The organism is Micromonospora sp. C28SCA-DRY-2 (assembly GCF_030519475.1).
GTDB lineage: Bacteria > Actinomycetota > Actinomycetes > Mycobacteriales > Micromonosporaceae > Micromonospora.
In genome coordinates this window covers 37,595-56,771 of record NZ_JAUMKD010000011.1, presented here as the reverse complement: position 1 = coordinate 56,771, position 19,177 = coordinate 37,595, and the positions used below count along the sequence as shown (strand labels likewise).

Annotated in this window: 17 protein-coding genes; 9 read left to right on the top strand and 8 right to left on the bottom strand. The window is 74.1% G+C overall.

Annotation, left to right across the window (positions count from 1 at the left end; genetic code table 11):
* The first annotated feature begins 66 nt into the window (after positions 1-66).
* The 3 genes from Q3W71_RS30110 (at position 67) to glgB (ending at position 5,475) form a co-directional block, all read left to right on the top strand.
* Positions 67-1,131: an N-acetylmuramoyl-L-alanine amidase gene (locus Q3W71_RS30110; protein WP_302922858.1), complete on the top strand. Its 1,065-nt coding sequence runs from the start codon at positions 67-69 to the stop codon at positions 1,129-1,131.
* A 157-nt stretch (positions 1,132-1,288) separates the two neighbouring features.
* Positions 1,289-3,385 carry an alpha-1,4-glucan--maltose-1-phosphate maltosyltransferase gene (locus Q3W71_RS30105; RefSeq protein ID WP_302922857.1) on the top strand — a complete coding sequence of 699 codons (2,097 nt, stop codon included), beginning with the start codon at positions 1,289-1,291 and terminating at the stop codon, positions 3,383-3,385.
* Positions 3,373-5,475: a 1,4-alpha-glucan branching protein GlgB gene (glgB, locus tag Q3W71_RS30100; RefSeq protein ID WP_302922856.1), complete on the top strand. Its 2,103-nt coding sequence runs from the start codon at positions 3,373-3,375 to the stop codon at positions 5,473-5,475. Before Q3W71_RS30105 ends, glgB begins: the two co-directional genes overlap by 13 nt.
* Positions 5,476-5,529: 54 nt before the next feature.
* Here glgB and Q3W71_RS30095 read toward each other — a convergent pair whose 3' ends face one another.
* The 3 genes from Q3W71_RS30095 to Q3W71_RS30085 form a co-directional block, all read right to left on the bottom strand.
* Positions 5,530-7,509 carry a family 10 glycosylhydrolase gene (locus Q3W71_RS30095; protein WP_368051377.1) on the bottom strand — a complete coding sequence of 660 codons (1,980 nt, stop codon included), beginning with the start codon at positions 7,507-7,509 and terminating at the stop codon, positions 5,530-5,532.
* Positions 7,510-7,680: 171 nt separating this feature from the next.
* Positions 7,681-7,905: a GntR family transcriptional regulator gene (locus tag Q3W71_RS30090; protein ID WP_302922855.1), complete on the bottom strand. Its 225-nt coding sequence runs from the start codon at positions 7,903-7,905 to the stop codon at positions 7,681-7,683.
* A 90-nt stretch (positions 7,906-7,995) separates the two neighbouring features.
* A complete protein-coding gene (locus Q3W71_RS30085; RefSeq protein WP_302922854.1) occupies positions 7,996-8,217 on the bottom strand; it encodes a winged helix-turn-helix domain-containing protein in 222 nt (73 codons plus the stop codon).
* 225 nt (positions 8,218-8,442) lie between these two features.
* Here Q3W71_RS30085 and Q3W71_RS30080 point away from each other — a divergent pair, with 225 nt between their 5' ends.
* The gene (locus Q3W71_RS30080) at positions 8,443-8,646 is read left to right on the top strand and encodes a hypothetical protein (protein ID WP_302922853.1); all 204 of its coding nucleotides are present in this window, start codon (positions 8,443-8,445) and stop codon (positions 8,644-8,646) included.
* Positions 8,647-8,686: 40 nt separating this feature from the next.
* On the opposite strand, the gene Q3W71_RS30075 is transcribed toward Q3W71_RS30080, so the two are convergent.
* Entirely contained in the window at positions 8,687-9,727 is a 1,041-nt protein-coding gene (locus Q3W71_RS30075) for an App1 family protein (protein WP_302922852.1), read from the bottom strand.
* A 241-nt stretch (positions 9,728-9,968) separates the two neighbouring features.
* Between Q3W71_RS30075 and Q3W71_RS30070 the strand changes: the two genes are divergently transcribed.
* The 4 genes from Q3W71_RS30070 to Q3W71_RS30055 all read left to right on the top strand — a co-directional run bounded on the left by Q3W71_RS30070 (position 9,969) and on the right by Q3W71_RS30055 (position 14,232).
* Positions 9,969-11,582: a hypothetical protein gene (locus Q3W71_RS30070; protein ID WP_302922851.1), complete on the top strand. Its 1,614-nt coding sequence runs from the start codon at positions 9,969-9,971 to the stop codon at positions 11,580-11,582.
* 58 nt (positions 11,583-11,640) lie between these two features.
* Complete coding sequence (gene yaaA / locus Q3W71_RS30065; protein ID WP_302922850.1) at positions 11,641-12,435, top strand: peroxide stress protein YaaA; 795 nt, start codon at positions 11,641-11,643, stop codon at positions 12,433-12,435.
* 100 nt (positions 12,436-12,535) lie between these two features.
* On the top strand, positions 12,536-13,198 hold the full coding sequence (locus Q3W71_RS30060) for a hypothetical protein (RefSeq protein WP_302922849.1): 663 nt from the start codon (positions 12,536-12,538) through the stop codon (positions 13,196-13,198).
* A 77-nt stretch (positions 13,199-13,275) separates the two neighbouring features.
* Positions 13,276-14,232, top strand: coding sequence for a TAXI family TRAP transporter solute-binding subunit (locus Q3W71_RS30055; RefSeq protein ID WP_302922944.1), 957 nt, complete (start codon positions 13,276-13,278; stop codon positions 14,230-14,232).
* 70 nt (positions 14,233-14,302) lie between these two features.
* Here Q3W71_RS30055 and Q3W71_RS30050 read toward each other — a convergent pair whose 3' ends face one another.
* From Q3W71_RS30050 to Q3W71_RS30040, 3 genes are all read right to left on the bottom strand, one after another.
* Positions 14,303-15,721 (bottom strand): HAMP domain-containing sensor histidine kinase, encoded by a 1,419-nt coding sequence (locus tag Q3W71_RS30050; protein ID WP_302922848.1) that lies wholly within the window; start codon positions 15,719-15,721, stop codon positions 14,303-14,305.
* 10 nt (positions 15,722-15,731) lie between these two features.
* Entirely contained in the window at positions 15,732-16,388 is a 657-nt protein-coding gene (locus tag Q3W71_RS30045) for a response regulator transcription factor (protein WP_302922847.1), read from the bottom strand.
* Between the two features lie 97 nt (positions 16,389-16,485).
* Positions 16,486-16,797 carry a hypothetical protein gene (locus Q3W71_RS30040; protein WP_302922846.1) on the bottom strand — a complete coding sequence of 104 codons (312 nt, stop codon included), beginning with the start codon at positions 16,795-16,797 and terminating at the stop codon, positions 16,486-16,488.
* 128 nt (positions 16,798-16,925) lie between these two features.
* Here Q3W71_RS30040 and Q3W71_RS30035 point away from each other — a divergent pair, with 128 nt between their 5' ends.
* Positions 16,926-17,264 (top strand): DUF952 domain-containing protein, encoded by a 339-nt coding sequence (locus Q3W71_RS30035; RefSeq protein WP_302922845.1) that lies wholly within the window; start codon positions 16,926-16,928, stop codon positions 17,262-17,264.
* A 90-nt stretch (positions 17,265-17,354) separates the two neighbouring features.
* Here the strand turns inward: Q3W71_RS30035 and Q3W71_RS30030 are convergent, their stop codons facing one another.
* Positions 17,355-19,115, bottom strand: coding sequence for a CDP-glycerol glycerophosphotransferase family protein (locus Q3W71_RS30030; RefSeq protein ID WP_302922844.1), 1,761 nt, complete (start codon positions 19,113-19,115; stop codon positions 17,355-17,357).
* Positions 19,116-19,177 lie beyond the last annotated feature (62 nt).

Sequence of the window (19,177 nt, the reverse complement as noted above, 5' to 3'; positions counted from 1 at the left end):
GTGCATCGACGCTCCGCTATATTTTGGGAGTCGTTGATCTTTGCTGATTCCCCAAGCGAGGTGCACATGTTCGATGACTCGGCGCTGCGGCGACGTACCCTGCTCGCGGCCCTCGCCGGCGCCGCGGCCGTCCCCCTCCTCGGCGGCCGCGCGCAGGCCGCGTCGCCCAAGGTCTACATCGACCCGGGCCACGGCGGCACCGACCCCGGGGCGGTCGGCAACGGGCTGCAGGAGAAGGCCCTGACGCTCGACATCTCCCTGCAACTGCGCACCATCCTGCAGGCCAACTGGGCCGTGGACGTCCGCATGTCCCGGACGACCGACATCACCCGCAGCCTGGCCTACCGCACCGACGACGCCAACGCCTGGGGCGCGAACCTCTTCGTGAGCGTGCACATCAACTCCGGCGGCGGCACCGGCTTCGAGAGCTACCGGTATCCGACGGCGGACGCCGCCACCGTGAACCTGCACAACGCGGTGCACCCGAAGGTGCTCGCCGCCATGCGGTCGGTCGGTTCGGTCACCGACCGGGGGCCGAAGACCGCCAACTTCCACGTGCTGCGCGAGACGACAATGCCCGCGGTGCTCACCGAGAACCTCTTCATCGACACCCTCGCCGACGCGAACCTGCTCAAGCGGGCCGACTTCATCACCGCCATCGCCCGGGGTCACGCCGACGGCATCGCCACCTACCTGGGGCTGGGCAGCCCGAACCCGCCCACCTTCAGCGTGATCGTGGACAACGCCACCGCCGGGCGGTTCACGGCGAGCACCAACTGGGGAACCTCGGCCTACTCCAGCCAGCGCTACGGCGCCGACTACCGCTTCGCCACCCCCACCCCCGCCAGCGACGCCGCCTGGTTCAAGGTCGACATCCCGGCGGCCGGGAACTACCGGATCGAGGTACGACACCCGGCCGACCCGGGTTACAGCAGCGCGGCCCCGCACGTCGTCGTCACCTCCGCGGGCAACCAGACGGTCAACGTGGACCAGCGCTCCAACGGCGGCGTCTGGCGCTCGCTCGGCACCTTCCCGCTCGCCGCCGGTGACCGCAACCTGCTCGCGGTGAGCCGGTGGACCAACGCCACCGGCTACGTCGTGGCGGACGCCGTCCGGGTCACCCGGGTCTAGGTCCGGGCCGCTCCGGCCCGCCACGGGCTCCGATACCGCGCGGGGCGTCCCGCCACCGTCCACCGGGCAGGTGGGCCGGCGGTGGTGGCGTCCGCGCGCGGGCCGGAAGGAGACGCTTGACCGAGCGCGAGACGATCTCCCGCAGTAGGTTGAAGCGGTGACTGGTCGCTTCCCGATCGAAGACGTCTCCCCCGTCGTCTCGTGCGGTCGCTACCCGGCCAAGGCAGTTGTCGGCGAGGCGGTGCCGGTCGCGGCGCGGGCCTACCGGGAGGGCCACGACGCGCTCGGCTGCAACGTGGTCTGGCGTGGGCCCGACGGGCGGCCGCGCCCGTTCACCCGGATGCGCCCCGGCGAGCCCGGGCAGGACCGCTGGCACGCCACCATCCGCCCGGACGCGGTCGGCACCTGGACCTTCGCCGTGGAGGCGTTCCAGGATCCGTACCTCACCTGGCAGAACGCGGTCAGCAAGAAGATCGCCGCGGGTCAGGGCGCGGCCGAGCTGGCCAACGACCTGGCCGAGGGGGCCCGGGTGCTGACGGCGGCGGTGGAGCTGGTGCCGGCCGCCGACCGGGACCGGGTCCGCGCGGCGGCGGCGGCGCTGCGCGACGACGAGGTCGACCTGCCCCGGCGGGTCGCACCGGCCCTCGACCTGGCCGGGCTGCTCTGGGAGCACCCGGTGCGCGAACTGGTCACCACCGGCACGGAGTACCAGCTCTGGGTGGACCGGGAGCGGGCCCTCTTCTCCGCCTGGTACGAGTTCTTCCCCCGCTCCGAGGGGGCGATCCCGGCCACCGTCGACGCGCCGGCCCGTTCCGGCACCTTCGCCACCGCCACCGAGCGCCTGCCCGGCGTCGCCGCGATGGGCTTCGACGTGCTGTACCTGCCGCCGATCCACCCGATCGGCCGGATCAACCGCAAGGGCCGCAACAACTCGCTCACCGCCGGGCCGGACGACGTCGGCTCGCCCTGGGCGATCGGCGCCGAGGAGGGTGGGCACGACGCCATCCACCCCGACCTGGGTACGGCCGAGGACTTCCGGGACTTCATCGCCGCCGCCGCCGAGCAGGGCCTGGAGGTGGCGATGGACCTGGCCCTGCAGTGCGCGCCGGACCACCCCTGGGTGACCGAGCACCCGGAGTGGTTCACCACCCGGGCCGACGGCAGCATCGCGTACGCGGAGAACCCGCCGAAGAAGTACCAGGACATCTACCCGCTGAACTTCGACAACGACCCGGAGGGGATCCGCGCGGAGATCCTGCGGGTGGTGCTGCACTGGGTCGGCGAGGGCATCCGGATCTTCCGGGTGGACAACCCGCACACCAAGCCGTTCGACTTCTGGCACTGGCTGATCTGGCGGGTGAAGCAGGTCGACCCGGACGTGCTCTTCCTCGCCGAGGCGTTCACCCGGCCGGCCATCATGCACGGGCTCGGCAAGATCGGCTTCACCCAGTCGTACACCTACTTCACCTGGCGCACCTCGGCGGCCGAGATGCGGGCGTACTGCGCGGAGCTGGTCGCGGCGGCCGACTACATGCGACCGAACTTCTGGCCGAACACGCCGGACATCCTCCACGAGTCGTTGCAGCACGGCGGTCCGCCGATGTTCAAGATCCGGGCGGTGCTGGCGGCCCTGCTCTCCCCCTCCTGGGGCATGTACGCCGGCTACGAACTCTTCGAGCACACCGCCCGCCCCGGCGCCGAGGAGTACCTGGACAACGAGAAGTACGAGCTGCGCCCCCGGGACTGGGCCGGCGCGCAGGCGCAGGGGCGCTCGCTGGCCCCGTTCATCGCCACCCTCAACCGGGTCCGCCGGGACAATCCGGCCCTGCACCGGCTGCGCAACCTGGTCTTCCACGACATCGACAACCCGGCGCTGCTCTGCTGGTCCAAGCACGACCCGGACACCGGCAACGCGGTCATCGTGGTCTGCTCGTTCGACCCGCGCGAGGTGCAGTGGGGCAACACCACGCTCGACCTGCCGGCGCTCGGCTTCGACTGGCACGAGCGGTTCACCGTGCACGACGAGCTGACCGGCGCCCGGTACGAGTGGGGGCAGCGCAACGCGGTCCGCCTCGACCCGTACCTGCAACCCGCGCACGTGCTGACGGTGCGCCGCCCGGCCGCTCCCGACACCCCGCCCCCGGCGGTGCCGGCGCCGGCCGAGTTGACCGTCGCCGACGTGCCCGCCGAGCTGTCGGGCGGCACCGCCCCCACCGCCCCCGCGCAGGAGGACGACGCCCGATGGAGCAGCTGATCAGCGGCGCGACGCACGACCCGCACGCCGTGCTCGGCGCCCACCCGGCCGACGGCCGGACCACCATCCGCACCCTGCGCCGGGGCGCCGGCGACGTGAGCGTCCTGGTCGGCGAGGAGCGGCACCCGATGAAGCGGGTGCACGACGCGGGCGTCTTCGAGGCCGTCGTGCCGGGCAGCGTGCTCGACTACCGGCTGGAGGTCGACGGCACCGTCCACGACGACCCGTACCGTTACCCGCCCACCGTGGGCGAGCTGGACCTGCACCTGATCGGCGAGGGCCGGCACGAGCGGCTCTGGGAGGCGCTCGGCGCCCGCGTCTTCGACGAGGGGGTCGCCTTCACGGTCTGGGCGCCGAACGCACGCGGGGTGCGGGTGGTCGGCGACTTCACCGGCTGGGCCCCGGACGACGGCTGGCCGATGCGCTCGCTCGGCGCCAGCGGGGTGTGGGAGGTGTTCGTGCCCGGTGTCCAGGTCGGCGCCCGCTACAAGTACCGGGTGCACGGCGCCGACGGGCAGTGGCGGGACAAGGCCGACCCGTTCGCCGCGTACGCGGAGGTGCCGCCGGCCACCGCCTCGGTGGTGCACCACTCCCGCTACGAGTGGACCGACGCCGCCTGGCTGGAGCGGCGGGCCGCCCGCCGGCCGCACCAGGAGCCGATGAGCGTCTACGAGGTGCACCTGGGCTCCTGGCGGCCCGGCCTGGGCTACCGGGAGCTGGCCGACGAGCTGACCGCGTACGTCACCGAGCTGGGCTTCACCCACGTGGAGTTCCTGCCGGTGATGGAGCACCCGTTCGGCGGCTCGTGGGGCTACCAGGTCACCGGCTACTACGCCCCCACCTCCCGGTTCGGCGACCCGGACGACTTCCGGTACCTGGTGGACCGGCTGCACGGCGCCGGGATCGGGGTGATCCTGGACTGGGTGCCGGCGCACTTCCCCAAGGACGAGTGGGCGCTGGCCCGCTTCGACGGCACGCCGCTCTACGAGCACCCCGACCCGCGCCGGGGCGAGCACCCCGACTGGGGCACGTACGTCTTCGACTTCGGCCGCCGGGAGGTGCGCAACTTCCTGGTCGCCAACGCGCTCTACTGGTTGACCGAATTCCACGTCGACGGGCTGCGGGTGGACGCGGTCGCGTCGATGCTCTACCTGGACTACTCCCGCCAGGAGGGGCAGTGGACGCCGAACGTGCACGGCGGCCGGGAGAACCTGGAGGCGATCGCCTTCCTCCAGGAGGTCAACGCCACCGTCTACAAGCACCACGCCGGGGTGCTGATGGTCGCCGAGGAGTCGACGGCCTGGCCGGGGGTGACCCGGTCGACCGCCGACGGCGGGCTCGGCTTCGGCTTCAAGTGGAACATGGGCTGGATGCACGACACCCTGCTCTACACCTCGAAGGACCCGATCTACCGGCAGCACCACCATCACCAGCTCACCTTCTCGCTGGCGTACGCGTGGAGCGAGAACTACGTGCTGCCGATCAGCCACGACGAGGTGGTGCACGGCAAGGGCTCGCTGGCCGGGAAGATGCCCGGCGACACCTGGCAGCGGTTGGCCACCGTGCGGGCGCTGCTGGCGTACATGTGGGCGCACCCGGGCAAGCAACTGCTCTTCATGGGCTGCGAGCTGGCCGACGACCGGGAGTGGAGCGAGGAACGCGGGCTGGACTGGTACCTGCTGCACGACCCGGCCCGGGCCGGGGTGCAGCGGCTGGTCGGCGACCTGAACACGGTCTACCGGGACACCCCGGCGCTCTGGGCGCAGGACACCGAGCCGGCCGGGTTCCGCTGGATCGCCGGTGACGACGTCGCCAACAACACCGTGTCGTTCGTCCGGATCGCCCCGGACGGCTCCACGCTGGTCTGCGTGGCGAACTTCTCCGCCCGGCCGCTGCGGGACTACCGGGTCGGGCTGCCGTCCGGCGGCGCCTGGGCCGAGGTGCTCAACACCGACGCGCACCACTACGGCGGGTCGGGGGTGGGCAACCTGGGCGAGGTGCACGCCGAGGACATGCCGTGGCACGGGATGCCGGCCTCCGCCGCGCTCCAGGTGCCGCCGCTGGGCGTGCTCTGGCTGCGCCGCGACTGAACCGGCGCGCGCCCGCCCCGACCTGCCGGGCGGGCGCGACCGACGGACGCGCGCTCAGAGCCGGGTGATCCGGACGGCGTCGGCGACGACGTACCCCTGGGTGCTGGTCCAGCGGCTGACCCCGACCACCTGGCGGGTGCCCGCGGCGAGGTCGTAGGTGCCCAGCACCCGCCACTGCCCGCCGCCGCCGCGCTGGTCGACCCGGACGGTCACGGTCCCGTTCGCGGTCGCCACCAGGTAGGGAGTGGCGCTGTTGTAGCCGGGGTCGGCCGGGTACCAGACCTCGACCCGGTAGGAGCCGGCGGCGGGCAGCGTCGCGGTGAACCAGGCCGGGTCGCTGACCGCCTGCGGCTCGGCGAACCGGTAGTTGGCGCCGTACCGGGCCGGAAGGTACGACGACGTGCCCCAGCTGCCGGCGGCGGTGAAGCCACCGGCGGTGGCGTTGTCCACGATCACGCTGAACGTGCCGCCGCTGCCGCTGACCACCCGCGCGTTGCTGGCCGGGCTCTCGTGGTGCAGCCGGTCCAGCGCGGTCACCAGGTAGCGGTACGTCGAGCCGGCGCCCGCGGTCGCGTCGGTGAACGTCCCGGTGGTGCCCGCGGCGCGGACCGTGCCGAGCAGGTGCCGGGCGTCGGCCAGGTCGCAGGGGTCCACCGCGCCGTCGCCGGGCAGCCGGTACACGGCGTACGCGGCGGTGCTGCCGGTGGCGCCGCGCTGCCAGGTCAGGGTCACGCCGCCGGTGCCGCGTACCGCCGAGGTGAGGTTGGGTGCGGCGGGCGCCGCGCCGCCCACCCCGGCCGGCGCCAGCGCGGGCCGGCGGTAGTGGTCGCCGGCGACCCGGGTGACGGCGCCGATCCGGTCGGCGCGCACGTCCTTGGCGCTGAAGTGGATGTCGCCCACCACGCGCGGGTGGCTGCGGTTCAGGGTCAGGTGGTCGGTCAGCTCCGCCGGGTCCTGCCAGGCCGCGTCCTGCCCGGCCGCGCCGGCACGGTAGGTGGCCTGCCCCACGACCAGGTGCACGTCGGTGCCGGTCACCGTCTCGGACCACCAGCGGACCAGCTCCGCGTAGTCGGCCGCCGGGTGGCCGATGTGCCAGTAGATCTGCGGGGCGATGTAGTCGACCCAGCCCTGGCGCACCCAGCGGCGGGTGTCGGCGTAGATCGCGTCGTACGACTGGAGGCCGGTGGTGCGCGAGCCGAGCGGGTCGGTGCCGGCGTTGCGCCAGATGCCGAACGGGCTGATGCCGAACCTGACCCACGGCTTCGCCGCCCGGATCCGGGCGCCCATCTCCCGCACCAGCAGGTCGACGTTGTTGCGCCGCCAGTCGGCGATGCTGCTGAAGCCGCCGCCGTACTGGGCGAAGGTGGCCTGGTCGGGGAAGGTCACCCCGCTGACCGGGTATGGGTAGAAGTAGTCGTCCCAGTGCACGCCGTCGATGTCGTAGCGGCGGACCGCGTCCATCATCGCGTCCTGCACGAAGGCGCGGACGGCGGGGATGCCCGGGTTGTAGTAGAGGTGGCCGCCGTAGGCGACGGCCCACCCCGGGTTGGTGCGGGCCGGGTGGCTGGCCGTCAGCCTGCTCGGGTCGGTGTGGTTGGCCACCCGGTACGGGTTGAACCAGGCGTGGAACTCCAGGTTGCGGGCGTGCGCCTCGGCCACCATGAAGGCCAGCGGGTCGTAGCCGGGGTTGCCGCCCTGGGTGCCGGTGAGCCACTGCGACCACGGCTCGTACGTCGACGGCCAGAACGCGTCGGCGGCGGGGCGGATCTGCACGACGACGGCGTTCATCCGCCGCTGCTGGGCCAGGTCGAGCCAGGACCGGTACTCCGCCTGCTGGGCGGCCGGGGTGAGCCCGGTGCGGCTGGGCCAGTCGATGTTGGCCACGCTGGCGATCCACATGGCGCGCAGCTGCCGTTTCGGGGTGGCCGGGTCGGTCACGCAGGCCGCCTCGGCGGCCACCGGCACGGCGTCCGGCGGGACGGACGGTGATGCGGGGGCGTCGGCCGCCGCGGCGGCGCCGACCGCCAGCGCCACCGCCAGCACCAACCCGGATAGGAATCGACCAGAGTCTCTGCGAATGAAGGAGATCTTCGATGCCGTCAGAGTTTTGCGCAACTATCCTTCACCGGCACGCGCGACACCCGACAGCGAGGATGCGCGCACCTGCCACCGGCCGCACCGTCGCCATCAGGGCGTGGTCCGCGCCTACTCGGGCTCCGCCACGAATACGCCCTGCCCCTGCTGCCCGTAGACCAGGTTCCGCGCGTGCAGCTCCTTGACGGCTCGGTACGCCGTCGAGCGGGCGACGTTGTAGATCTCCCCGATCTCGGAAACCGATGGCAACTGATGACCGGGTGGGTACTCGCCGGATTTGATCTTCTGCTCGATGTCGTCAGCAACGCGGCGGTAGTGCGGTGGCCTGGTCGGCATGATCGGCTCTCCTGGACTACAGCAGCGAATCGACCAGAGCCTCTACCCATGAGGGATCTTCGATGCGGCCAGAGGCTCGCGCAAGTGTCCTTAACGCTCCGCGACCCAGAGTCCACGACCCTGTAGTCCGACGACCAGGCCCCGAGTCTGGAGGACGATGATTGATCTCTGGACCGTGGTCACGCTGACCTCGTAGAGGTCCGCAAGCTCCTTGTAGGTCGGCAATCGTTCACCGGGGGCATACTCGCCACTCTTGATGCGGGCCGTGAGGTCTTCGGCGACCTCGCGGTATCCGCCGGTCGGTATGGGCATGTGGAGGTTCCTTCGTTCGGCACCTTCCATCGGATCACGCCGTCTACCCAGCTTCAAGACCAACGGTGCCTTAGGTACTAAGGTCTCTAAGGATGCTCCTGTGGCGAGGCTCCTTCGTTCGGCAAACGGTGGGCCGCGTCACCAAGCCGCCCAAGGGAGACACGACGCACCGCCCCTGCCTCCCTTGGGCGCGCCTACTCGCAACCCATCCGGAAGGTGCCGACCATGCCGATCGACGAGCCGGCGTCACGGGCGACGGAGTTGTTCACGGCGAAGCGGATCCTCGACGCGCACTGGACCCGGGCGCTCGACACCCCGTCGCGCGGCGGTGGCTGCCTGGAGTGCCGGGATCGGCACACCTGCCCCCAGCTGGACTGGGCGTTGGAACTCGTGGCGGATGTCGCCTCGGTGGTCTTCCAGCCGCGGTGACCGTCGCGCTGCCGGCATCGGCGCCCCGCGTGGCCGGGGATCAGACCAGGCCCGCCTCGCGCAGCAGCTTCCACAGCCCGGCGCCGTCCGGCGCGGAGAGCCACTTCTGCCCCGCCGGCCCCTGCGACGACGGCCCGGCCGGAGCCGGCAGGGTGCCGGCCAGCACCGCCTGGGTCGGCGACAGCCGGCGGATCGCCACCCCGGCCACGTTCTCCGGGTGGGCGACCACGAACTCGCGGTAGATCTCCTGGTCGTGCTGGCCGTCGTCGCCGACCAGCAGCCACCGCACGTCGGGGAACTCCTTGGCCAGCCGGGCCAGGGTGACCCGCTTGTGCTCGCGGCCGCTGCGGAACCAGCGGTCGGCCGTCGGACCCCAGTCGGTGAGCAGCAGCGGCCCGGCCGGGTAGAGGTGCCGGGACAGGAACCGGGTCAGCGTCGGCGCGACGTTCCACGCGCCGGTGGAGAGGTAGAAGACCGGCGCTCCCGGATGCGCGGTGACCAGCCGCTCGTAAAGCACCGCCATGCCGGGCACCGCGGTGCGGGCGTGCTCGTCCAGGACGAACGTGTTCCACGCGGCGAGCAGCGGGCGGGGCAGCGCGGTCACCATGACCGTGTCGTCGATGTCGGAGACGACACCGAACCGGACCTCCGGGTCGAGGATGCGGACCGGCGCCTCCACCGGCTCGGCCTCCGGCATGCTCAGCCGCACCGACCCCCAGCCGGGCGGCAGGTCGGCCGCCACCACCGTGTCGATGAAGCCGCTGCGGTCGGCCTGCGCCTCGTGCCGCACCCCGCCCGCCTCGATGGTCACCGTCACGTGCTTGGCGGGCAGGGTGGTGAAGCTGCGCCACCCCCGCACCTTCTCCAGCCGGGCCCGCTGGCGGGTGTCCGGCCGGCCCAGCAGCACCCGGCACATCACCCGCACCCAACCGGGCGCGCCGTAGCCGGTGTACGCGATGATGTTGGTCCGCCAGCCGGTGCGCCGCAGCCGGCGCTCGACCAGCTGGTGGACGGCGTCCTCGATCCGCGCGGCCCGGTGCAGGTGCGGTACGGCCAGCTGGCCGGCGGGAGTGGGTGGCACGGTGCAACCCTGCCACAGCCCGGCCACGCCGGCCACGCGAGACGACCGCGCGGGACGGCCCCGCCGGCCACGCATGATCCACTCCGGTTGCCGTACATGGGGGTATTCCAGCGCCACGGATACCGCGATATCGCGTACATCGTGTGGATCAACCGCAGACCGCGCCGACTCCGCCGATCCGCCCCGCCCGTCCGGCCGTACGTGAAACACTCCGGTCGGGACGACGACGGGGGCGTTGGTCGTGTCGCAACCAGTACGCAACCGGGGGCGTTGGCGCCCGCAGCTCGACCGGCCGGCGCTCGTCGCGCTGCTGTTCGGCCTGGTCGGGGTGGGCTACCGGCTGGCCCTGACGCTCCAGACGGTGCCCGTCTCCAACAGCGACGAGGCGACCTTCGGGCTGGCCGCGCTGCACATCGCCGAGGGCCGCGAGTTGCCCGTCTTCCTCTACGGCCAGCGCTACATGGGGATGCTGGAGTCGTACCTGGCCGCGCCGCTGGTGGCGCTGGCCGGCCCGAGCTGGCCGGTGCTGCGGCTGCCGCTGCTGGTGCTCTACACGCTCTTCCTCTGGCTGATCCACCGGCTGACCCGCCGGATCGGCTCGCCGTGGTTCGCCACCCTCGTCGTCGGCCTGCTGGCACTCGGCTCGGAACGGGTGATCCGGGACCAGATCACCGTGGTCGGTGGCCGGCCCGAGGTGAAGGTGGCGGTGCTGCTGATGCTGCTGATCGTGGTGGGGCTGGCGCAGCGCACCCTGCGCCACCGGCGGCTGGCCGTCGGGCTGTTCGGCCTGCTCGCCGGGGTGGCCGTGTGGTCGGACTGGCTGATCGCGCCGTACCTGGCGGTCGCCGGGCTGGCCCTGCTCTGGGTGCTGCGGCGCGAGCTGATCGGCTGGGCCGGCGCGCTGTTGCTGGTCGGCTTCGGGCTCGGCGTGGCGCCGATGGTCCGGGACAACCTCGTCGCCCCGCCCGGGGAGGACTCGGTGTCGGTGTTCCGCGAGATCAGCGCCGGCACCGGGGCCGTCCCGGCGTGGTCCGAGCGGCTGCGCGGCGGGCTGCTGGAGGGGGTGCCGCTGGCCGGCGGGCTCTGCCCGGTCGACGGCTGCGACCGGTGGCAGGAGTGGTTCGGCCTGCTCTACCCGGTGCTGCTGCTGGTCGCCGCGGCGGTGGCGGTGGTCGCGTACCGCCGTGGTGGCCCGCCGGACCGGCGGGTCGGCCCGGTGGTGCACCTCGCGCTGGTCGTCGGCGCCGCCGCCACCCTGGCGTCGTACCTGCGCAGCCCGCAGGCCGCCACCGACCCGCTGGGCAACGCGCGTTACCTGTCGGTGCTCCAGCTGTCGCTGCCGGCGGTGCTCTGGCCGCTCTGGCTGGCGGCGGTGGCCTGCTGGCGGGGCACGGTCGGGGTGGCCGGCCGGCTGACCGGTGCGCTCGCCACCGCCGTGCTGGCCGCGCTGGCCGCCACCACGCTCGTGGTCACCGTGCTCTTCGCCGCCGCCGGCACGGCGGCCTCCCGGACCGAGGAGCGGCAGGCCCGCGAGCTGGCCGCCGCGGTGCGCGGCAGCGGCCTGCGCGAGGTGTACGGGGACTACTGGACCTGCAACCGGCTGGTCTTCAACACCGCGGAGGAGGTGGTCTGCGCGGTGCTCGACGACTACCTCACCCCGGGGCAGAACCGGGTGCCGGCGTACTGGGACCGGGTGGGGCGGGCCGACCGGCCGGGTTACGTGGTCGAGGCCGGCTCGACGCTGGAGCGGCGGCTGCGCCGGCTGCTCGGCGACGGGGCCGACGCCGCGCCGGTCGCCGACGTCGGCGGGTATCGCGTGTACCACCCGGCGGAGCCGGTGCGGCCGTGGCGGTAGCCCCGCCCCGTACGCTGGCCGGGCCGGCCCGACCGCCGGGGAGATCGAGGAGTCACCGATGCTCGTCCTGCTGCCGCCCTCGGAGGGGAAGGCCGACGCCGGCGCCGGCCGCCGGCTGGACCTGACCCGGCTCTCCCTGCCGGAGCTGACCCCGGCCCGGGAGGAGGTGCTGGCCGCCCTGGTCGCCCTGGCCACCGGCGACCCGGAGACGGCCCGGGCCGCGCTCGGGCTCAGCCCCGGGCAGGCCGGCGAGCTGCGGCGCAACGCCCGGCTGCGGGAGGCCGCCACCGCACCCGCCGGCCGGATCTACACCGGGGTGCTCTACGAGGCGCTCGACCTGGCCTCGCTCCCCCCGGCGGCGCTGCGCGCGGCGCGCCGGTCGGTGCTGGTCAGCTCCGGCCTATGGGGCGCGGTCCGGCTCACCGACCGGATCCCGCCCTACCGCTGCCCGATCGGGGTGAAGCTGCCCGGCGTCGGCGCGCTGGCCGCCCGGTGGCGGCGGGCGCTCGCGCCGGTCCTGGCGGAGGCGGCCGGCGACGGGCCGGTGCTCGACCTGCGCTCCGGCGCGTACGCGGCGACCTGGGCGCCGCGCGGCGCGCTGGCCGAGCGCACGGTGACCGTCCGGGTGCTGCACGAGCGGGAGGTCGACGGGGTGCCCGTCCGGTCCGTGGTGAGCCACTTCAACAAGGCGACCAAGGGTCGGCTGGTCCGTGACCTGCTGCTCGCCGGGGCGCGCCCGCGTACCGCCGACGGGCTGGTGACGGCGCTGCGCGACCTGAAGTACCCGGTGCTGGAGCAGCCCACGGCCCCCGGACGGCCACGGGTGGTCGACGTGGTGGTCACCGAGCTGTAGGGCAGCCGCAAGATTTCCTCAAGGCTGGACCGGATCGGTACCGCCGGGGCGGCGCACGGGTAACGGTAAGGGGACCCGACGCCCCACGAGGAGCGCCCCGTTGGAACCGATCCTGCTCGACCGCCCCCGGCTGCCGGCGACGCCGCCGCCGCTGGACTGGCTGACCCTGGCCGACGCGTTCGAGGCCGCCTGCCTGCTGCGCTGCATGCCCCCACCGGCCGGCGCCGGGCACCGGCAGCCGCCCCCGCCGCACCGCAACGGCACGGTGGAGTTCAACCGGGAGGAGGCGGCCCAGCGGATGCGGCAACTGCTCGCCCGGCTGGACGTGCCGGTGGAGCACGAGTTGGCCGTCGGCGGGCTGCGCCGCCGCTACGAACTGCACCGGCTCTCGGTGCCCCGGGAACACCGGCCGGCGTACGCCCGGCTGCTGGAGGCCGGCTGGCGGCAGGGCCGGCGGGAACTGCTCGGCGGGCCGTTCCCCGGCGCCTCGATGCCGCGCCGGGTGTGGCGGCCGCGGCTGGCCGCGGCGGCCTGGCGGGCCGCCCTGCTGGCCGGCGGGCGGCACGTCCGCCGGCACATCCTCGGCGTGCGGCTGACCGACCGGGAACTCGCCGCCGTGCTGATCCGCGGCGCCGCCCTGCTGGAGGTCCCGGCGCTGCTCCGCCCCGGCACCGGCTGCTTCCTGGTCAGCGTCGCCGACGGCCCCGACCGCGAGCGCATCCTGCACAGCACCGCCCTCGGCCCGGCCGACCGGGCCAGCTGACCCCACCCGGCGCTCCGGGCGCGGTCCGGGCTTGCGTGCCGTCGGCCGCAGGGCGCAGAGTGCAGCCCGTGAGTCGAATCCGGTCCCGCCGCGCCCGCCCGCGCCCCGGCCGACCGCGGGCGCTGCTGGCGCTGCTGCTGGTCGCGGCGCTGACCGGCCTCACCGGCTGCCGGGACGCCCCCGCCACGCCGGTGCCGATCCGGATCGCCACCGGCAGCCCGACCGCTGTGTACCACGCCTTCGGGCAGTCGCTGGCCGCCATCCTCAACCGGGAACTGCCCGGCGTGCGGGCCAGCGTGGTGGTCACCGCCGCCTCCGCGGAGAACGTCCGGCTGGTCGGCAACGGCGAGGCCGAACTCGGCTTCACCCAGGCCGACGTGCTGCCGGCCGCGCCCGCCGCGCACCCGTCGGTGCTGGCGGTGGCCCGGGTCTACGACGACCTGCTGCACCTGGTCACCACCGCCGGCGGCCCGGTGCGCACGCTGGCCGACCTGCGCGGCCGGCGGGTGTCGGTGGGCGCGGCCGGGTCCGGCACCGAGATCACCGCGAGCCGGCTGCTGGAGGTGGCGCGGCTGGGCGACGACGCGGTGCACCGGGAGCGGCTGGGCCTGGACGACTCGGTCGCCGCGCTGCGCGCCGGGCGGATCGACGCGTTCTTCTTCTCCGGCGGGCTGCCGGTGCGGGGCGTCGAGGAGCTGTCCGGCGCCACCGCCATCCGGATCGTCGACCTCGGCGACTGGACCGAGCCGCTGCGCCGCGGCAACCCCGAGGTGTACGTCTCCCGGGACATCCCCCGCTCCGTGTACGGCGTCGACCCGGTCACCACCGTGGCCAACCCGAACTTCCTGGTGGTCCGGGCCGACCTGCCCGAGTCGCTGGTGCGGGAGGTGACCCGGCTGCTGATGGAGCGCCGGGAGGAACTCGCCGCCGCGCATCCGGCGGCCGGGCGGATGAGCCCCCGCGCGGCGATCGCCACCGCCCCGCTCCCCCTGCACCCCGGCGCCGCCGGCTGGTACCGGGCCACCAAGCCGTGACCGGGCCGGGTCGACCCGCTGCCGCCGGGCGGGGCCGGCCCGGCCGGTGCGGCCCCCGGCGATCAGACGATCACGAGGCCCGACCCTCGACGGCCAGTGGGGTGGGGGTGGCGGGTTCGTCGGTGGGGGCGGGGAACCAGAGTCCGGCGATCAGGCCGCGGGGCTGGCCGCGACGCATGGTGAGCCGCCCGTCCGAGGCGTCGACCAGCACCGCGACGATGGTCAGGCCCAGCCCGGCGCCGTCGACGTTCTGCACCTCCGGCGCCCGCCAGAAGCGTTCGGTCGCCTGACCGAGCTGGCTGGCGGTCATGCCGGGGCCGGTGTCGCGCACCTCGAGCGCGATCCCGCCGTCCTGGCGCCGGACGGTCACCGTCACCTCGCCGCCGGCACCGCTGAACTTCACCGCGTTGTCGATCAGCGCGTCCAGGGCCTGGTCGATGGCGGTCGGCACGGTCCGCGCGTACGCGGGCGTGTCGGGGGCCACCAGCCGGAGGGTGACCGACCGGTGCCGGGCCAGCGGCTCCCAGGCGGCCATCCGGGCGGCCGCCACCGCCGCCGCGTCCACGGTCACCCGCTGGTTCTCCCGCCGCTCGGCGCGGGCCAGGGTGAGCAGCGCGTCCAGCACCAGGGCCAGCCGGTCGGTCTCCTCCAGGGCGAGCCGGTGCTCCGCGCACCCCTGCGGGTCGGTCAGGCTCGGCCCCAGCTCCTCCACCCGCAGCCGCAGCGCGGTGAGCGGGTTGCGCAGCTGGTGGCTGGCGTGCGCGACGAAGGCGCGTTGCCGGTCCATCACGTCCGACACCACGTCCGCCATGTGGTTGAAGCTGGTCGCCAGCCGGCGCAGCTCGGGCGGGCCCAGCCGGTGCTGCACCCGCGCGCCGCGGTCCCCCTCGGCGATCTCGTGGGTGACCGCGTCCAGCTCGGTGACCGGGCGCAGCACCCAGCCGGCCAGCCCGAACGCGGTCAGCACGCAGGCCAGCACGGCGAGCAGGCCGGTGCCGGCCAGCAGCAGCCACCAGGCGGTGACGGTACGGCGGACCGCGTCGGCCGGGGTGGCGATCACCACCGCGCCGAGCACCTCACCGCCGTCGTTGATCGGCACCGCCACCACGATCGGCCCGTCCACCCACGGCCAGACCGACTCCGGCCCGCTGGCCTGCTGGCCGGAGAGGGCGGTGTCCAGCGCCGCGCCGGTGCCCGGGGCGCCCTCCCAGCTCGCCGAGGCGACCACTGTGCGGCGGTCCCGGTCGACCACCGCCGCGCCGATCCCGTACAGCTCGTCGTAGCTGCGCAGCTCGTTGTCGATCGGGCCGGGCGTGCCGCCGCGCAGCGCCGGGCCGGCCAGCGAGGCGAACCGGGTCGCGTCGGCGAGCCGGTCGGCGCGGACCCGGTCGGTCTCCCGGGTGGCCAGGGTGGCTGCCAGCGGGGTCTCCAGCGCCATCAGGACCAGCACCATCAGCAGCAGGTAGCTGATCACCAGGCGGCGTCGCACCCGTCCCCCTTCACTCGCCGCGCAGCCGGTAGCCGACCCCGCGCACCGTCTCCACCAGGCGCGGGTCGCCCAGCTTGCCGCGCAGCGAGCCGACGTGCACCTCCACCGTGTGCCGGTCGGCCCAGGTGGTGCCCCAGGCGTCGAGCAGGATCCGGTCGCGGGGCACCGCCACCCCGGGCTGCCGGGCCAGCGAGAGCAGGATGTCGAACTCCTTGCGGGTGAGCGCCACCGCCCGGCCGGCCACGGTCACCGTACGGGCCGCCACGTCGATCCGGACCGGCCCGGACTCGATCAGGTTCCGCTCCGGCACGCTGTTCGCCGCCCGGCGCAGCACCGCCTCGATCCGGGCCTGCAGCTCCACCATCGAGAACGGCTTGACCACGTAGTCGTCGGCGCCGAGCCGCAGGCCGAGCACCCGGTCCCGCTCCTCGCCCCGGGCGGTCACCGCGATGATGCCGAGCTGCGAGCTGCGCCGGCGCAGCTCCCGGCACAGGTCGGTGCCGTCGCCGTCGGGCAGGGTCAGGTCCAGCAGGACCAGGTCGCAGGGGGCGGCGGACAGCGCGGCGGCGACGGTCGCGGCGTGCTCGACCTCGTAGCCCCGCCGGGTGAGGGCGGACGAGAGCGCGGCGGCCACCCGGCGGTCGTCCTCGACCAGCAGGATGCGCAAGCGGTTCCCCCATTCGTCGGTCCGTCGACCCGAATGGTGGCAGAAGCCGGACCGGGGCGGGAGGGCCGGTCCGGTGGTACCGCGGCGATCCGACGCGCTAGAGGCCGAACGTGTCGTCGGCGACGGCGTCCCGGACCCCGTCCACGAAGCCCCGGAAGCCGGGATCGTCGTGGCTGGCCGGCACGCTGGTCACGTTCTCCCCGGTGGCCTGGGTGACCGCGTCGACCAGCGGCGGGAAGTCGATCTCGGCGTCGGCCAGGGTGTCGTCGTCGGCCTCACCGAGGTTGATCACGTGCTGCACGTCCTCGCTCGGGGTGTCCGGGTCGTCGGCCCACTCCCCGCCGGCCTGGTAACACTCGTCGTACAGCGCGCGCTGGCTGTCGGTCCAGTCGTCGTCGTAGCTCTGCATCGCCATCCCTCTCCGACCCGCTCCACCTGAGCATGCCGGGCCGGGGGCGACGCAAGGGCCGGTACCGGCGAAACCGGCCGTGCCGGGACGAGCCGCCCGCCGCCCGCCCGGACGCGTAGGCTCCCGATGTGATCTACAAGCTGCTGCCGACCACGGAGTGGGACGAGGCACTGGCCGCCGGCCACCTGGCGGGCACGGCCGTGGACCGGCAGGACGGCTTCGTCCACCTCTCGGCCGCCGACCAGGTGGTGGAGACCGCCCGCCGGCACTTCGCCGGGGCCACCGGGCTGACCCTGCTGACCGTCGACCCGGCCCGGCTGGGCGACGCGCTGCGGTGGGAGCCCTCCCGGGGCGGGCAGCTCTTCCCGCACCTGTACGGCCCGCTGCCGGTGGCCGCGGTGGTGGCCGCGCAGGCGCTGCCGGCGGACACCCCGGCCGCCGACGCGGTGGCCGCCCTGCTCGGCTGAACGGCCCACGGCTCCCGGCGTACCCCGGAGACGACAGCGCCCGGGACGACGCGGTCGTCCCGGGCGCGGCGGGGTCGGTGCGGCGCGCGCTCAGCGGCCGCAGAGCCGGGCGATCTCCTCCTGGAACCGGTCCATCGGGTTGGCCTCCGCGGGGCCGAGCAGGTACGTCTTCAGCTCCCGGCGGGCCTCGGTCAACGGGTCGTCCCCGGCCCGGGTCAGCGAGACGATCTTCTCCAGCTCGCCGCAGTCGGCGGAGAGCAGGTACGCCGCGCGGGCGGTCGGGTACTCCCGGCGGAACTCGTCCTCCGGCAGCCCGCCCGGATTGGCCACCACGTACGGCCGCTGGCTCTGCACGAAGTCGGAGACCACACTGGACACGTCGCTGATCAGCAGGTCGGTCTGGTTGAAGCAATCGAACAGCGCCGGCGTGCGGCCGGTGACCACCAGGTGCCGGGTGCCGTCCAGCGAGGTCGCGTCGGGGTCGCCGCCGGCCGCCCGGATCCGCCCGACGATCCGGTCGTGCACCGCCTTGGCCTCCTTGGCCCGCGAGCCGGTCAGCGGGTGCGGCTTGTAGATCAGCCGGATCCGGGGCGAGACGGCGAGCAGCCCCTTGACGATCCGCTCACCCATCAGCACCAGCGAGGTGTGGTAGGGGTCGTCGTCGAGCCAGCCCTCCCAGGTGGGCGCGTAGAGGACGGTGAACGGCCGGTCCACCGCCTCGGCGCCGAAGGTGTGCACGCCGGCCAGCTGCGGGCGTCCGATCTCGACGATGTCGGAGTCCAGCACGCCCACCCCGGCCCGGGCGTACCGCTCCCGGCCGGCGAGCCCGGCGACCCAGACCTCGTCGTACACCTTGCTGTACGGGTTGACGCTGGCCGCCTTGTCGCTGTCGCCGTGGCCGACGAAGACGTGCTTCATGCCCGGCTCGCGGAGCATGTGGATGTTCGCGCCGACGTTGGCGGCGTAGAGCGCCGCGCGCACGCTGCCCAGTTCGAGGTTCATGAAGTCCACCCCGGCCGGTACGCAGATCACCGGCAGCCGGGTGTCGGCGAGGTCGAGGAAGGCCTCCTTGTTGCGCAGCAGCACCACCGCGCGCTGCTGGAGCGCCTCGGTCGGGGCCAGCCACATGTTGGCCTGGTAGACGTCCTTGGCCGGGCCGGCGAAGTAGAGCGCCACCTCGGGGCGGTAGGTGTCCAGCCAGCGCTGCACCGCGGGCAGCAGCGGGCTCTGCCCGCTGCCCCGGCCGCGCAGCCAGGTCAGCGCGACGATCGCGCCGACCACCCCGGTCACCGCGACCGCCACCGCGGCGGTGACCAGGAACGGGGTCACGTCGTCGGACACCGCGGCGACCACCGCGGCGGGAACGAGCAGCACGTTGACCACCGGCATCCGGTCACCGGCGATGGCGGACGCCCAGGCCGGCGGCTCGGGAGCCGAGCGGAGCGGACCCAGCTCGATGTTGCGCACCAGCGCCGACTGCGGGTTGCGCCGCTCGATCATGGTGACCAGCGCGCCGGAGAAGACCGCGACCACCCAGACCGCGGCGGGCAGCACGAGCAGCAGGCTGAGCTCGATCCCGGTCAGCGCCACCTCGGCGGCCACCAGCAGCACGGCCGCCAGGTCCCGGGTCAGCTGCCGGTAGCCGCGGTTCAGCCCGACCTTCTCCAGCAGCACGTCGGAGGCGGGTGACCAGCGCATCAGGGCGAACTCCCCGAGCACCGCGACCAGCCCGGCGACGGCGAACAAGCCGATCCAGCCGAGGGCGCCCGCAGCGAGCATGACCAGGTAGGACAGCACCAGCAGCGCGCCGCGGGCGGCGACTCCGATCCGTCCTGTCAACGTGCCGAACAACGAGTACGCTCCCTACGAAGATCGATGACGGGCCGGGCCCATGTCGTGCTCTCCCCCCGCGG

Bases quoted from the DNA above. Each gene is read 5' to 3' on its own strand.
- Q3W71_RS30110 (WP_302922858.1), top strand. From the start codon at position 67: ATGTTCGATGACTCGGCGCTGCGGCGACGTACCCTGCTCGCGGCCCTC.
- glgB (WP_302922856.1), top strand. From the start codon at position 3,373: ATGGAGCAGCTGATCAGCGGCGCGACGCACGACCCGCACGCCGTGCTC.
- Q3W71_RS30090 (WP_302922855.1), bottom strand. From the start codon at position 7,905: ATGCCGACCAGGCCACCGCACTACCGCCGCGTTGCTGACGACATCGAG.
- Q3W71_RS30085 (WP_302922854.1), bottom strand. From the start codon at position 8,217: ATGCCCATACCGACCGGCGGATACCGCGAGGTCGCCGAAGACCTCACG.
- Q3W71_RS30080 (WP_302922853.1), top strand. From the start codon at position 8,443: ATGCCGATCGACGAGCCGGCGTCACGGGCGACGGAGTTGTTCACGGCG.
- yaaA (WP_302922850.1), top strand. From the start codon at position 11,641: ATGCTCGTCCTGCTGCCGCCCTCGGAGGGGAAGGCCGACGCCGGCGCC.
- Q3W71_RS30040 (WP_302922846.1), bottom strand. From the start codon at position 16,797: ATGCAGAGCTACGACGACGACTGGACCGACAGCCAGCGCGCGCTGTAC.